The organism is Amycolatopsis sp. MEPSY49 (assembly GCF_051337345.1).
In the GTDB taxonomy this organism is placed as follows: Bacteria; Actinomycetota; Actinomycetes; order Mycobacteriales; family Pseudonocardiaceae; genus Amycolatopsis.
Genome location: NZ_JBDLYJ010000003.1, coordinates 377893 through 391463, shown reverse-complemented (window position 1 = coordinate 391463; position 13571 = coordinate 377893). Strand labels below are relative to the sequence as shown.

Here is a 13571-nt window from a genome sequence, read left to right as displayed (position 1 = left end):
GTTGACTAACTACTCACGAGGATGATCTGCATTGACTCACAAGGAGGAATTACAACGCGGGGTGTGATGTCGACGCCTTATCAGGGACCGGAATAGCCGAGTGACCGCCGAGGTCGCTGTTCCTAGCGTGGATGGATGGCGCGGCATCGAAAACTTCCCGCAAGTCAGTACGAATGCCAGTACTGCAACCGGCGACACTTCAAGGATTCGGAAGCCGGACGGGAATGTGCACGCCGAGCCCAGCGGACACCCACCCGCCGCTCCACAGCCCGAACACCAGTCCACCGGCCGACATGGAGCCCGTCGCCGGCGGCACCGCGAAGCACGCGACCGCGAGCCTCGGCGGCACTTCCACCGGTGGCGCCACCGACTCGCGCCGTCGCGCCACAGCTCGACCGTAGGACCACTCGCCGCCAGCACGCCAGGGAATCATTGAGCCGGGATCCCTCGAACATCGCCGGCGACGTCGTGGCCTATGTCTTCGATGAGAACGGCTTCTACACCCGGCTTGCAAACCGTGCCATCGACAAGGTCCCGTGGACTTCCTCCCTCCGCTACCGCAAGCACGGACTCTGCGTCTGCTTCAACAACGTGGCGAAAGGGCTCGATCCCGGTACTTACGCCAAATACGCGCAGCAGCCGTTGGGGGCGGGCCTGATTCTGGTGGGCTGCCCGAAGTTCCTCGCCGAAGTCCTCAGCGCGGCATCCGCCTTCGGCATCAAGCAGATCCTCGGCACGTTGCCGCATGCGCAGCTGTACAAGACGCTGCGGGTCATGATTCCTCTCGTCTGCCCGGACTTAGACGTGTGCCCAGCTCGGCAAGATGTCGTGAAGACCTACGCCTCGCCGGTACTGGCTGAGGAACTCAAGCAATTCGTCGCCAGCCTCCGCTGAGCCAGTGCCGTCAACGGCCCAGCAGGTGCGCGGCGATGTCGGCGACTGCGGCACGGGCGGTCCGGCCGACGCCGATCAGGGTGGCCGAGGCCGGTCCGGTCCAGTCGCCGTAGCCGACCAGGTGCAGTCCGGGCACGTCGAGCGCGCGGGTGCCCTCGATCCGCGCGTGGCCGCCGGTGCTGCGCAGCTTCAGCGGCGCGAGGTGACCGAGCTCGGGTCGGAACCCAGTGCACCAAATGACGGCGTCCGCCTCGGTCGTGGTGCCGTCCGGCCACTGCGGTCCTTCGGGCGTGAGCCGGGTGAACATCGGGCGAGCGTTGAGCGCGCCCGCGTCGCGAGCGCGGCGCACCGGCGGCACCGCGACGATGTCACCGAGCCCGGCGACCCCGCCAGGGTCGGCGGCACCGCGGTCGAGTGCCTGACGGCGGCGCGTCGCGATGTCGAACAGCGCGTGCCCGTCGACCTCGTCGGGCAGGAAGCGGGGTGCTCGGCGGGTCGCCCAGGTGACCTCGGCGGCGCCGGTGAGGTCCGCGGCGATCTGCGCGCCGGAGTTTCCGCCGCCGACCACGACCACGCGCTGGCCGGCGAACTCGGCCGGGCCGCGGTAATCGACGGCGTGCAGCTGGCGGCCGGCGAAGCTGCCCGGCACCACGGGCAGGAACGGCCGCCACCACGTCCCGGTGGCGCTGATGACGGCCTTCGCGGTCCAGGTGCCGGTGTCGGCGGTGACCGTGAAGCCGTCGGCGCCGGTCTCGACCGCGGTGACGGTGACGCCGCGGTGCACGGGTAGCTCGTAGCGTTTCTCGTAGGCGGTGAGGTAGTCCACGACGTGGCTGGCCGGCGGGTACCACTCGTCGCGATACGGCGGCATCAGCCAGCCGGGCAGCGAGCTGAACCGGGCCGGGGAGAACAGCCGCAGCGACTCCCAGCCGTGCAGCCAGGCGCCGCCGGGCTGGATCTGGGCGTCGAGGATGACGAAGTCGAGCCCGGCGCGGCGCAAGTAGTAGCCCGCGGCGAGACCGGCCTGGCCACCGCCGATGACCACTACCTGCGTCGTGCTCACTTCGGCTGCACAGCCTTGTCGACCCACCGCTTGCGCAGCCACAAGCTGACGTAGACCAGCCCAACGAGGACCGGGACCTCGATCAGCGGGCCGACCACTCCGGCCAGCGCCTGCCCGGAGGTCACGCCGAACACGCCGATCGCGACCGCGATCGCCAGCTCGAAGTTGTTGCCCGCCGCGGTGAACGCCAGCGTCGTCGTCCGCGCATAGGACAACCCCGAGGCCTTGCCGAGCAGGTAGCCGCCGCCCCACATGATCGCGAAGTAGGCCAGCAGCGGCAGCGCGATCCGGGCGACGTCCAGCGGCCGGGAGGTGATCGTCTCGCCCTGCAGCGCGAACAGCACGACGATGGTGAACAGCAGCCCGTAGAGCGCGATCGGGCCGATCTTCGGCAGGAACTTCCCCTCGTACCACTCGCGGCCCTTCCGCGCCTCGCCGATCCGCCGCGACAGATAGCCCGCAGCCAGCGGAATACCAAGGAAGATCACGACGGACAGCGCGATCTCCCACGGGGAGAAGGAGACGCTGGTCGTGTCCAGGCCGAGCCAGCCAGGCAGCAGGTCCAGGTAGAACCAGCCCAGCACCCCGAACATGATCACCTGGAAGACCGAGTTGAGCGCGACCAGCACCGCAGCGGCCTCCCGATCGCCGCAGGCGAGGTCGTTCCAGATGATCACCATGGCGATGCAGCGGGCCAGCCCGACGATGATCAGCCCGGTCCGGTACTCCGGCAGGTCCGGCAGCAGCAGCCACGCCAGGGCGAACATCAGCGCCGGGCCGAGGATCCAGTTCAGCACCAGCGACAGCACCATGGTGCGCCGGTCGCGGGTGACGGCGTCGAGCTTGTCGTAACGGACCTTCGCCAGCACCGGATACATCATCAGCAGCAGGCCGAGCGCGATCGGCAGCGACACCTGCCCGATCTTCACGGCCTCCAGCACGCCCTGCAGGCCAGGGATCACGCTGCCGAGACCGAGCCCGACGGCCATCGCGGCGATGATCCACACCGGGAGGAAGCGGTCCAGGAAGGACAGTCTGTGCAGGACGTCGGCGTCGGCCGGGGTGGCGGTCTTGTCGGCGGTCTCGGTCACGGACCGTGCCTCCAGAGGTAGGTCGTCGGGGTGGTCAGGCGTCGAGGAGCCCGGCGAGCAGGCCGCGGACGCGGCGGTCGATCTCGTCACGGATCGGGCGGACGGCGTCGACGCCCTGGCCGGCCGGGTCGTCCAGCGGCCAGTCCAAGTAGCGCTTGCCCGGGAAGATCGGACAGGTGTCGCCGCAGCCCATGGTGATCACGACATCGGAGGCTTCGACGTCCTCGGTGGACAGCTTGGTCGGCACCTCGGCGGCGATGTCCAGGCCCCACTCGGCCAACGCTTCGGCGGCGGCGGGGTTGACCTTGTCGGCCGGCTCGGAACCGGCCGAGCGCACGGCGACCCGGCCGAGCGCGTAGTGCTGCAGCAGCGCGGCGGCCATCTGCGAGCGGCCGGCGTTGTGCACGCAGACGAACAGCACCTCGGGAGTGCGGGCCATCGGAATTCCTTTCGGCGTGGTCATGGCTGGTTGCTGAGCTCGTCGAGCAGCCCGCGCACGTGGCGGTCGATCTCGTCGCGGATCTGGCGCACCCGGTACAGCGGCTCGCCCGCGGGGTCGGGGATGTCCCAGTCCAGGTAGCGCTTACCCGGATAGATCGCGCACGCGTCGCCGCAGCCCATCGTGACCACGACGTCGGAGGCGCGCAGCACCTCGTCGGTCAGCGGCTTCGGGTAGGCGGCCTCCAGCGGGACGTGCAGCTCCCGCAGCGCGGCGGTGATGATCTCCGGGATCTCGCCCTTGGGCTGCGAGCCCGCCGAGCGCACGGCGACCCGGCCGAAGGCGTGGTGGTCCAGCAGCGCCGCGGCCATCTGCGAGCGGCCGACGTTGTGCACGCAGAGGAACAGCACCTGCGGCACGGTGACCTGCGTCAGCCCTTCGACCCGACCGAGGTCGACCAGCCGCTCGCGGACGAACCGAGCGGTCAGCACAGGCAGGTGGACGGTGATCGTCGCGTGCTCGGCGAGCAGGTCGTAGGTCTCGCGCACGAACAGCTCGACGGTTTCGCGGCCGAAGACGCCGCGGAAGCGATCGGCGAGCTCGTCGGCGATGTAGTCCAGCTGCAGCCCGACCTCGCGTGCGGGCAAACCGTCCGTGGCGTGCGTCATGAGCTCCTCGCGCGAACCGGCCTGGATCGAAGTCTGCCGATGCAATTGAAGACGCTTGGATCGACTCTTGTCAATCCAGCTGCGGTACGATCGACACCGCCGAGGGCACACCGAGCCGCCGAGGAGGAGCCATGGCCGCGCACAACGGTCACGTCCGGCAGAAGCCGGTCGCGGTGACGCTCCTGCTGGCCGAGCCCGCCGCCGTCGTCAGCGACACCGAGGCCGAGACGGCCGCGAAGCTGTTCAAGGCCCTGTCCGACCCGGTCCGGATCCGGCTCGTGTCCCTGATCCGGCATTCACCGGGCGGCGAAGCGTGCTTTTGCGACCTTGCCGAGGACTTCGACATGCCTCAGCCGTCGCTGAGCCACCACCTGCGCGTCCTCGTCACCGCCGGAATCCTCACGCGCGAGCGCCGCGGCACCTGGAGCTGGTACCGCCTGGTCCCTGAGCCTCTTGAGTCCCTCGGGTCTCTGCTTCGCGAAGGCGGCCCGCTCGCGGACCGGCCCGCGCCGTTACTGGATGAAGAGCGGAGCAAGCGCTGCTGAGGTGAGCAGACGAACCCTCTCCATGTCTGCCATCGGCGGTATCACCGTCGAAGCTGTAGACGAACGGCGAGAATCAGGCGTCAGGGCAAGCGCCGAAAGCCGTTTAGGGAGCGGAAAAGGGCGCGAAGTCTCAGGCAAACGGGGAGTAACATCCGCCGAATGCCCAGCGCAACAGCGGAAGAACCGAATTTCGATCTTTCCCCGGAGAGGATCACGGAACTCGCCGCGCTCGCGGACGCCGCGGCCGCCGACGCTAAGCGTGGTTGGTACGAGGTCTCGTCCACGCTCACGGACAAGCGCGCTGCCGCGGACGTCGACGCCATCGCGGTCGCCTTCGATTACCGCCTGCAGGACCGCGTCGGCGGGAACAGCAACCCCGTGTTCCACGCCGCGCATCTGACGCCCCTCACGGAGCTGCCGACGTCCGTCGCGGAGCTGTGGGCGAACGTCGTGGACGCCACCACATCGTCGGCAGTTCGCGCGCGCCTGCACGATTTACTCTTCGCCCTTGGCAGGCAACCCAAGCACAAGCATGCCGAGGAAGCCTGCCGGGCGTACCTGGAGCTGGGAACTGGAAGCTGGAGTTCGCTGTACCGCGTACGCGCCCTGGCCCGCGCGCTCGACATCGCTCGGCAGATGAACCGCAACGACCTTGCGGACGAAGTGGTGAAGCAGATCATCACCAATGCCCGCGAGTGCCTCGACAGCGCTGAATGGCAGCCCGGCGTGTCGCTGCGTCTGATCGGCCGCCTCGTCGAGGAGAAGAACCCGCCGCCGGGCGTCGACGATCTCCTGGCGGCTGCGCGAGCACGCTACACCGGAGACCCCTACATCGAGGTCGACACAGCGATGATGCAGCGCCGCCTCGCGAAGGGCGACAAGGACGCATTGGAGCGGATCGACCGCGAGATCGTCGGGATCTGGACCAAGGCCGCAGAGGCGTCGGCCGGGCTCCAAAAGCTGGGACATCTCACCAAGGCGGTCGACTACGCCAGAGACCACGGGCAAACCGACCTGTTCGCCGCGGCCACCACCGCCCTGCAGGCGATCGGCATCGAGGACCTGGAGATGCAAACTTTCCGTGTCCCCGTCGAGATCCCCGACGAGGAGATCCGCAAGTGGATCGGCAACTTCACCCAGGGAGATGACTGGCGCGTCTGCCTCGCGCGCTTCGCGGACGGCGAGCAGGGGACACCTCCGACCGGCCTAATCGACGAGAGCCGCGCTCAGGTGGAGACCCTCAAGAAGGACGCCCCGCTGTACTCGATGATTCCGCACTCGAAGATCGGCGGCGACGGGCTCCCGCGGTGGGAACCGAAGAACGATGACGACCAGGAAGAGCAGCGTCTGGCCGATGTAGAAGTCTTCAGGATGCAGCTGTACGCGCCGCTGTTCGCCAAGGCGTTGCACGAGATCGGGGTCGTCCACCACCCGATCCGCGAGGAAGTCGAGGAGTTCTTCGCGGAACAGACCTTCCTGCCGCCGGACATGCCCCGGGTCTTGGCTGACGCGTTGACCAGGTACTGGCGCCAAGATTACGAGGCCTGCGCCTATCTGCTCGCACCAAAGATCGAGAAGATGCTTCGCATCCTCGCCAGGGCGATTGACGAGCCGGTCTACCTGATCCAGCGGAAGAACACGCCGGGGAAGTACGTCGGCCTCGGGACTCTGCTCTCGACGCTCAGCAAGCACGGCCTGGACGAGTCCTGGGGTAGGTATCTCTCCACACTGCTCGCCGGTCCGACGGGGTGGAACCTGCGGAACGAGTTGGCGCACGGGTTCGTCGACGAGGTTTCCGCCCCCATGGCGTCGCTGCTGCTCCAGGCGGCGCTCTACGTCGCCAAGCTCGTCCCACGTGCGGACGAGCAGCCGGCGCCGGAGGCCGAATAGGCACGCCGTTCCGTGCATGCGGACGACCGCGGTCATCGCCCAGCCGAGGGCTTCGAGCACGCGGGCCGTCGGCAGCGCGGCGCCCGGCGTTTGGACGATTGGAAAAATCGCTACTAGATAGCCCTCGGCTTCAGCCCCGAAGATGGACCACGTTGTTGACTTGTGCCTCTGCCCCAGCCTGAACTCGAACCCCTCCGACTGGCTGCTGCGGAGCGCTTCGTCTCCGAGCCATCGGGTTGTTCGGTACCGAACTCTCGGTCACAGATTGAGACTTGACGGGGCGAAGCAGGCAACATATGTCCGGCCGCACGGTCACGTCTCTCCGATGCGCTCTCACCAATTTTACTGGGGCACAGCTGGGGCAAACCCCCTCCCCGAACCGCGCAGAACCGCGCCGAAGTGCACTCAACTGCCCCAAACTGCCCCAGCCGACCTGCGGATTCGCCAAAGCCGCAGGTCAGGACGCCATGCCCACCTCACTGGCAGTGAGGGGGTCACTGCATAGCTGATCACATTCGGCGACCTGCGGTACAGGTCGCGTCACCCCGGTGAGGCGGCTCAAGCCGCGAAGTAGTCTTCGGCCTCATTCACCCGCCACTACTTACCGGCGTTCGCTAGCTAACGCGCCGCTTGCGCACGCTCGCTTTCCTTGTTGTCGTTCGCCCATTCATCATCGGTCACCAGCCGCAGGACCGGACGTTGCCCAGCGTCGCCAATGAACCGCCGTACCGCCACGTTGGTCCACGCGAGTTCTCGCGCCAACTCGCTTACCGTTAGGCCGTGAGCGCTCGCCAAGGAGAAGCCTTTGGAGAGCAACGCCGGCTGTTCACCAGGGAAGTTCACAAGGGGTTCTGGTAGGCCAAAACCTGGGGTGTTGTCAAGCTTGCGCAGACGGATGTACGCACGACTGGCCGACGAATCTGACAGTAGACCGAGTTCCCGGCAGCGATAGAGCAGCGAGTGCACCGACACTCCCCACACCTCGCGCAGAGCAGATAACTTGTTCAAATCTGCGCGACTGGGAAGCTGAGGCGCAATCGAGTTCTTGGGCGTGAGAAACTCCGCGGCAAACGCGTCAGCTTCCCGCTCGTGTGCGATGTCCCCCGGCGCGGTGTCACTGTGCAAGACCAGGTGGGCCAACTCATGCGCGGCCGTGAAGCGATGCCGGTAAACGTCGTCCGTCCGGTTTGGGGTCAAGACGATCACCGGACGCGGGAGCTGCGACGTAGAGAAAGCATCCACAGTGCTGAGGTCTTCGTCTCGAGGAGGCGTAACGACGACGATGCCGTGGGCTTCCAGCCGTCGAATCAAGTGCGTTATCGGCCCGGTTCCCAAACCCCAAGCCTCGCGCAGCGCACGGGCAGCCGTAGCCGGATCCCGAGGTAGTGCCGTGCCGGGTTCGACCTCGCCCCCGGCGAAACCCGGTAGGTCGACCGGCGGCAGCTGAACCCGTTTTTCCAGGGCATAGACCAATTCCCAGACCTGCTCTGTGAACGAGACAGCCTTGGCACGCTGGTATGCGCGCGTGTTGCGTAGGCTGCGGAAGTGCGCCGCCGAGGCGTCCAATCGTCCATGTGGCCGGCCGACGAGGAAGAACTCCAACGGTACGTCGAGCACCTGCGCCAACCGCGGCAAGATATCGGGGCGCGGACGGTTGGTGCCCATCTCGTACTGGCTGACCGCGGCAGGAGTTACGCCCAGTTCTTCTGCCAGCCACTTCTTGGTACGGCCGGCGAGGCTACGAGCCTGGGTCAGGCGGGTCGCGTCGAACAGCTTGTGCACCTCGGACAGGGGCAATGCTGCACCCGTGGATGCTCGGCCATGACGCGGGGTGCGGCTCGCAGCGGGAAAGAGGTGTTGCTGGCGTGTGTCGTCGTCACTCATCGTCTTCGGCAGCTAGATCTGGGATGTCGGTCTCCACCTCGGAGGTGGGGCTCTCATCCTTGCGCAGTCGCGAGTCCATGGCGAGGTGGGGCTCCTCGCCATGGGCGAAGCCGGGCGTGCTCACAGAGCTTCCCGCGACATGGAGACCGGCACTGGCCGCCCCGGCAGAATCTTCGACAGCACGACTCAAGTCCAGGCGCTCCGGGAACCACACCATGCTGCCGTCGTCTTCCAAGGACACCGGCGTTCCCCACCACGCGGCGAGAATCTCGTCACTGTCCGGATTTGCGACGTAACCGATGTAGACGACAGTCAGCCCCAACGACCGAGCTTCGGCGGCGACCTCCCCCACGCTGGGAGATTCCCCCTCGCTCTCGGCGGCAGCTTGGAGATCGCCGAGTTCATCGAACAACGTGTTCTCTGGCAGCACGCCGCTCTCGCGTGAGAGACGCCGCGGAATCAGGCTACCGAGCTTCGCTTGATTGATCGGCTTCGCCAGAGAGTCGGAGTGGCGGAACGGGATCAGGACGCGGCCGTTGACCACCGCCAACCGATACGAAGCACCCTTCGGCTTGATGATCTCGAACCCCGGCAGATCGGCCAGCTCGAACAGGTCGACGACCATCTTGTATCGGGCGTTCCACATACTGCCGTACGCGTAGTTGTCGTCGGCCCCCTCGGCTCGGGCCGCGAGCTGCACTGCCCGAGCGCTCCGTTGGCCGCGAACCAAGCCCTTGACGACGTAGGTGGCCACGTCGAGCGCAGCATCACCGAACTGTTCCACCGCCCACTTGGACGGCTCGTCAGCACGGACCATGAGTCCTCCAAGCAACCTGACACTTACGCCTATCTTCTCAGAGTGTCCATTCCGCTTGATTTTTACGCAAGTGTTGCCCACCCATCGAAGCCGCCTCCACCGTCGCCCGTTCTAAGGCAGTTGCAGCGCGCCCTTGCGGGCGCACCCTGCGATTGCTGCGGATGCCGACGTTGCCGCCGAACTCCACGTACTTCGTTCGACCGCGCCGGTGGCACACGTAAATCAACCCCTGGAGATCGGGGACGCGACGACGTGTTCCACGATCTTGGCGTGGCGACTCAGGCCGGCCTGCAGGACACAGGGCCTCGCCCCTTGCAAGCGACGCCGTCACATTTCATGGCCCTGGCCATACCGAGTCGACCGTCACGCTCTGACGGATTGGTAGCCAGATCCGGGAAGTTCGTGCCACGGACACACCCAGGACCGGCGACGTCGCCGAGCACCAGCACGGTGCTATCGGACCGTTGACCCACGTTCGGTCGGCGCTGACGCACGGTGCGGCTGGCCACACAGATGGATCATTGGACGACCGTCAAGATAGACACTAAATCGCCCTACTCAGGGGTAGCAAAAAAGCCCAGGTCAGTGACCTGGGCTTTGCTCCCCCGCTTGGACTCGAACCAAGAACCCTCCGGTTAACAGCCGAATGCTCTGCCAGTTGAGCTACAGGGGAATGTCGCTCACTTCCGGTGCCGTCCGTCTCCGTCCGACGAGAAGAACTTTAGCCCATGCCGCCAACCCCGTTCGCACCACCCCCCACTTAGCGCAACCGCCCCCTCGCGGCCGTTTTCCTGGACAATGGACAGTCGGACGACCTACTGACGGAAGGCGTGGACGCGGATGAAGAAGTTCCTGCTGGGGGCAGGCCTGGGGTACGTGCTGGGCGCCAAGGCAGGCCGGGGGCGGTACGAGCAGCTCGTGCGCACCTACCGCCGGGTCGTCGACCATCCGATGGTCCAGGGTGCCGCCGGCGTCGCCCGCGCCAAGATCAGCGAGAAGGTGCGCCGCTAGATCTGGGCCACGAAGAACACCCTGCGGAACTCGAACCACGTCGTCCCGTCGGCGCGGGTCGGGTACGCCTCGGCCAGCAGCGGGGCCAGCTCCGCGCGGAACTGCTCCCATTCGGCGTCCGGCAGGGCCGCCCGGATGGGACGCAGCGCCGTTCCCGCGATCCACTCCAGCACCGGCGACGGCCCGCGCAACGGCTGCACGTACGTCGTCTCCCAGGCGTCGACGCCGCAGCCCGCGTCGGCCAGGAGGTTCGCGTACTCCAGCGGGCTCGAGACCGCGTCGTCCTCGCGCAGGACGACCTCGGCCAGGCGGGACGACCAGGCCGGGGACGCCGCCAGCCGGCGGGTCAGCGCGTGTGACGGCGCGTCGAAGTTGCCCGGCACCTGCACCGCCAGGTACGCCCCCGACGGCAGCGCGGAGACCCACCGGCGCAGTAACGCGGAGTGGCCGGGCACCCATTGCAGGACGGCGTTCGACACGACGACGTCGGTGTCCGGCGCCGGCTGCCAGTCGCGGACGTCGAGCAGGGACGCGTCCAATCCTCGAGCGCGGGCGGCCGTCACCATTTCGGGTGAACTATCGCCGCACTCCAGCACCGCCGAAGGCCACCGTTCCCGCAGCGAGACGGTCAGGTTGCCCGGCCCGCACCCCAGGTCGACGACGCGCCGCGGAGCCGTGGCGCCGATGCGGGAGATCAGGTCGTAGAACGGCCGGGCCCGCAGGTCGGCGTAGTCGAGGTACTTGTCCGGATCCCACACGGCCGCCTCCCAGTAAACAGTACGCCTGTACCGAGTACGAGCGTACTGCTATTCGGCGGGGTTGACCAGCTTCGCGGCGACCTGCTCGGCGATGACCGTCACCAGCTCGACGTCGGTGCCCGGGTCGGGCCGGACCTGCAGGACGCTGCCGTCGCGGCCGGGCACCTTGCGCTGCACGAACCACGCTCCCCCGGACCCGATCTCCTGCCGGTGCCGCGAGCGGATCGAGCCCTCGACGCGCTGGTAGGCCTCGCGCGGCACCTTGCCCGGCTCGGCCAGCCGGAAGCGCACCGGCGGGAGGTCGGCCAGCACGACCGCCGATCCCGCCGTGCCGACCTCGGACGACTCCGTCAGCGTGAAGACGCCGTCCGCCCAGGCCGCCTTGCCGACGAGGTGCCAGCCGACGCGCCGCGCCCCGTCTTCGGACGGGATCCACAGCCCCAGCGCCGTCACGACCAGGTACCCGCCGCCCTCGACGGGGGCGCTGTCGACGACGTCCTCACCCGGGTCCAGCGAACCCGCGAAGTCCGGCGGCGTGCGGTCGCCCAGCAACCGGCGCAGGAAGCTCATCTCAGCCCCACGCGCCGGCGGCCGCCTGCTCGCCCAGCGATTTCTTGTACTGCTCCAGCGCGACGAGGTCGCCGAACAACGCGCGGTAGTCGTCCGGCGCTTCGACCGGTGACAGCCGCTGCAGCTTCCCCTTGATCTCCGCGATCTGCCGGCCGACGAGCCCCTCCTGGAGCCGGGCGAGGATCGAGGAGATGTACCGCGAGTCGACTTCGTCCTTGGCCTGCAACGGTTCCACGGCCAGCTCGGACAGCACCCGCCGGACCGTCCCTTCCGGACAGTGCGGGGCGGCCGCGTCCAGCAGCGCCGGGCCGGTCAGGCCGGAACCCGCGCCGCCCGCCTTCAACACCGCCTCGTGGACCGCCACGTACACCGGGTGCGTGAACGCCTCCAGCGGCAGGGCGTCGTACTCCGGCCCGGCGATCGCGGGCTGCTGCAGCGCGGCCTTCAACGCCTCGCGCTGGACGGCGAACCGCGGGTCCTTCGGGGCCGGCCGGGCCACATCCTGCGTCGGCGCCGCCGGGGCGGCCTGCTGGCCGCGCGCGGGCTGGCGCAGCGGCGCCCCGCCGCGCTTGTCGGTCGCGCCCGCGCTGCCGCGGACCCGGTTGACCACCTGGGCGACGTCCTGCCAGCCCACCCACCAGGCGAGCTTCGACGCGTAGCCGTCGCGAGCCGCGCGGTCCTTGATCGACGCCACCATCGGCACGGTCTTCTGCAGCGCCGCGACCTGGCCGTCGACCGAGTCGAGGTCGTAGTTCTTGAGCGTGTTGCGGATGACGAACTCGAACAGCGGGGTCCGCCGCGCGACCAGGTCCTTCACCGCGCTGTCGCCCTTGGCCAAGCGCAGCTCGCACGGGTCCATGCCGTCCGGCGCGACCGCGATGTACGTCTGGCCGGCGAACGTCTGGTCGCCTTCGAAGGCCTTCAACGCGGCCTTTTGCCCCGCTTCGTCGCCGTCGAAGGTGAAGATCACTTCGCCGCGGAAGGCGTCGTCGTCCATCATCAGCCGGCGAAGCACCTTCATGTGGTCCTCGCCGAACGCCGTGCCCGACGACGCGACCGCCGTCGGCACGCCCGCCGCGTGCATCGCCATCACGTCGGTGTAGCCCTCGACCACGACGACCTGGTGCCGCTTCGCGATCTCGCGCTTGGCCAGGTCGAGGCCGAACATGACCTGGGACTTCTTGTAGATCGGCGACTCGGCGGTGTTCAGGTACTTCGCCGAGATCCGGTCGTCGTCGAACAGCCGCCGCGCGCCGAAGCCGACGACCTCGTTGCCCACGTCGCGGATCGGCCAGACCAGCCGCCGGTGGAAGCGGTCCATCGGGCCGCGCTGGCCTTCCTTGGACAGCCCCGCGGTGAGCAGCTCCTTGACCTCGAAGCCGCGGTTGAGCAGGAACTTCGTCAGCTTGTCCCAGCCGCCGGGGGCGTACCCGCAGCCGAACGTCTTCGCCGCGGCGGCGTCGAACCCCCGCTCGGACAGGAAGTCCCGCGCCGGGCGCGCCTCGTCGGTGAGCAGCTGCTCGGCGTAGAACTCCTGCGCGGCGCGGTGCGCCTCGATCAGCCGGCTGCGGCTGCCGCGGTCGCGCTGGATCGTCGCGCCGCCGCCTTCGTAGGTGAGCCGGATGCCGACCCGGTCGGCCAGCCGCTCGACGGCCTCCACGAACGTGATCAGGTCGATCTTCTGGATGAACTTGATCACGTCGCCGCCCTCGCCACAGCCGAAGCAGTGGAAGGTGCCGTGCGTCGGGCGGACGTTGAACGACGGGGTCTTCTCGTTGTGGAACGGGCAGAGGCCCTTCAGGCTGCCCCCACCGGCGCGGCGCAGTGCCACGTACTCCCCGACGACCTCGTCGATCCGGTTCCGCTCGCGCACCTCCGCGATGTCGCTCTCCCGAATCCGTCCTGCCACGTCACCCACTCTAGCTTTGCCGTTTGCGGCAC

General features: G+C 67.9%; 13 protein-coding genes and 1 tRNA gene. 4 read left to right on the top strand and 10 right to left on the bottom strand.

What is annotated here, in order from left to right; all coding sequences use genetic code 11:
- Positions 1 to 468 precede the first annotated feature (468 nt).
- Entirely contained in the window at positions 469 to 894 is a 426-nt protein-coding gene (locus tag ABFJ78_RS16565; protein WP_436387229.1) for a hypothetical protein, read from the top strand.
- 10 nt (positions 895 to 904) lie between these two features.
- Here ABFJ78_RS16565 and ABFJ78_RS16560 read toward each other — a convergent pair whose 3' ends face one another.
- The 4 genes from ABFJ78_RS16560 to ABFJ78_RS16545 are packed head-to-tail and all read right to left on the bottom strand — an operon-like array spanning position 905 to position 4155.
- Positions 905 to 1957: an ArsO family NAD(P)H-dependent flavin-containing monooxygenase gene (locus ABFJ78_RS16560; RefSeq protein ID WP_436387228.1), complete on the bottom strand. Its 1053-nt coding sequence runs from the start codon at positions 1955 to 1957 to the stop codon at positions 905 to 907.
- Positions 1954 to 3048, bottom strand: coding sequence for an ACR3 family arsenite efflux transporter (arsB, locus tag ABFJ78_RS16555; RefSeq protein WP_436387227.1), 1095 nt, complete (start codon positions 3046 to 3048; stop codon positions 1954 to 1956). Before arsB ends, ABFJ78_RS16560 begins: the two co-directional genes overlap by 4 nt.
- 34 nt (positions 3049 to 3082) lie before the next feature.
- Positions 3083 to 3487, bottom strand: a complete 405-nt coding sequence (locus ABFJ78_RS16550) for an arsenate reductase ArsC (protein ID WP_436387226.1) — start codon at positions 3485 to 3487, stop codon at positions 3083 to 3085.
- A 20-nt stretch (positions 3488 to 3507) separates the two neighbouring features.
- Complete coding sequence (locus ABFJ78_RS16545) at positions 3508 to 4155, bottom strand: low molecular weight phosphatase family protein (RefSeq protein ID WP_436387225.1); 648 nt, start codon at positions 4153 to 4155, stop codon at positions 3508 to 3510.
- A 131-nt stretch (positions 4156 to 4286) separates the two neighbouring features.
- On the opposite strand from ABFJ78_RS16545, the gene ABFJ78_RS16540 reads away from it, so the two are divergent.
- Together ABFJ78_RS16540 and ABFJ78_RS16535 are read left to right on the top strand one after the other, a co-directional pair.
- The gene (locus ABFJ78_RS16540; RefSeq protein WP_436387224.1) at positions 4287 to 4700 is read left to right on the top strand and encodes an ArsR/SmtB family transcription factor; all 414 of its coding nucleotides are present in this window, start codon (positions 4287 to 4289) and stop codon (positions 4698 to 4700) included.
- A gap of 159 nt (positions 4701 to 4859) precedes the next feature.
- Positions 4860 to 6590: a DUF4209 domain-containing protein gene (locus ABFJ78_RS16535; RefSeq protein WP_436387223.1), complete on the top strand. Its 1731-nt coding sequence runs from the start codon at positions 4860 to 4862 to the stop codon at positions 6588 to 6590.
- Positions 6591 to 7208: 618 nt separating this feature from the next.
- On the opposite strand, the gene ABFJ78_RS16530 is transcribed toward ABFJ78_RS16535, so the two are convergent.
- The 3 genes from ABFJ78_RS16530 to ABFJ78_RS16520 form a co-directional block, all read right to left on the bottom strand.
- Positions 7209 to 8474: a helix-turn-helix domain-containing protein gene (locus ABFJ78_RS16530; protein WP_436387222.1), complete on the bottom strand. Its 1266-nt coding sequence runs from the start codon at positions 8472 to 8474 to the stop codon at positions 7209 to 7211.
- The gene (locus ABFJ78_RS16525; protein WP_436387221.1) at positions 8467 to 9291 is read right to left on the bottom strand and encodes a hypothetical protein; all 825 of its coding nucleotides are present in this window, start codon (positions 9289 to 9291) and stop codon (positions 8467 to 8469) included. Before ABFJ78_RS16525 ends, ABFJ78_RS16530 begins: the two co-directional genes overlap by 8 nt.
- Positions 9292 to 9891: 600 nt before the next feature.
- Positions 9892 to 9964 (bottom strand) — tRNA-Asn (locus ABFJ78_RS16520).
- A gap of 167 nt (positions 9965 to 10131) precedes the next feature.
- Between ABFJ78_RS16520 and ABFJ78_RS16515 the strand changes: the two genes are divergently transcribed.
- Positions 10132 to 10302 carry a hypothetical protein gene (locus ABFJ78_RS16515; protein WP_166641722.1) on the top strand — a complete coding sequence of 57 codons (171 nt, stop codon included), beginning with the start codon at positions 10132 to 10134 and terminating at the stop codon, positions 10300 to 10302.
- Here ABFJ78_RS16515 and ABFJ78_RS16510 read toward each other — a convergent pair.
- Genes ABFJ78_RS16510 through dnaG form a run of 3 tightly spaced genes read right to left on the bottom strand, consistent with a single transcriptional unit; the run spans position 10299 to position 13548 of the window.
- Positions 10299 to 11060, bottom strand: coding sequence for a trans-aconitate 2-methyltransferase (locus tag ABFJ78_RS16510; RefSeq protein WP_436387220.1), 762 nt, complete (start codon positions 11058 to 11060; stop codon positions 10299 to 10301). The genes ABFJ78_RS16515 and ABFJ78_RS16510 overlap by 4 nt on opposite strands.
- A 48-nt stretch (positions 11061 to 11108) precedes the next feature.
- Positions 11109 to 11630 carry a hypothetical protein gene (locus ABFJ78_RS16505; RefSeq protein ID WP_436387219.1) on the bottom strand — a complete coding sequence of 174 codons (522 nt, stop codon included), beginning with the start codon at positions 11628 to 11630 and terminating at the stop codon, positions 11109 to 11111.
- 1 nt (position 11631) lies between these two features.
- A complete protein-coding gene (dnaG, locus tag ABFJ78_RS16500; protein WP_436387218.1) occupies positions 11632 to 13548 on the bottom strand; it encodes a DNA primase in 1917 nt (638 codons plus the stop codon).
- Positions 13549 to 13571 lie beyond the last annotated feature (23 nt).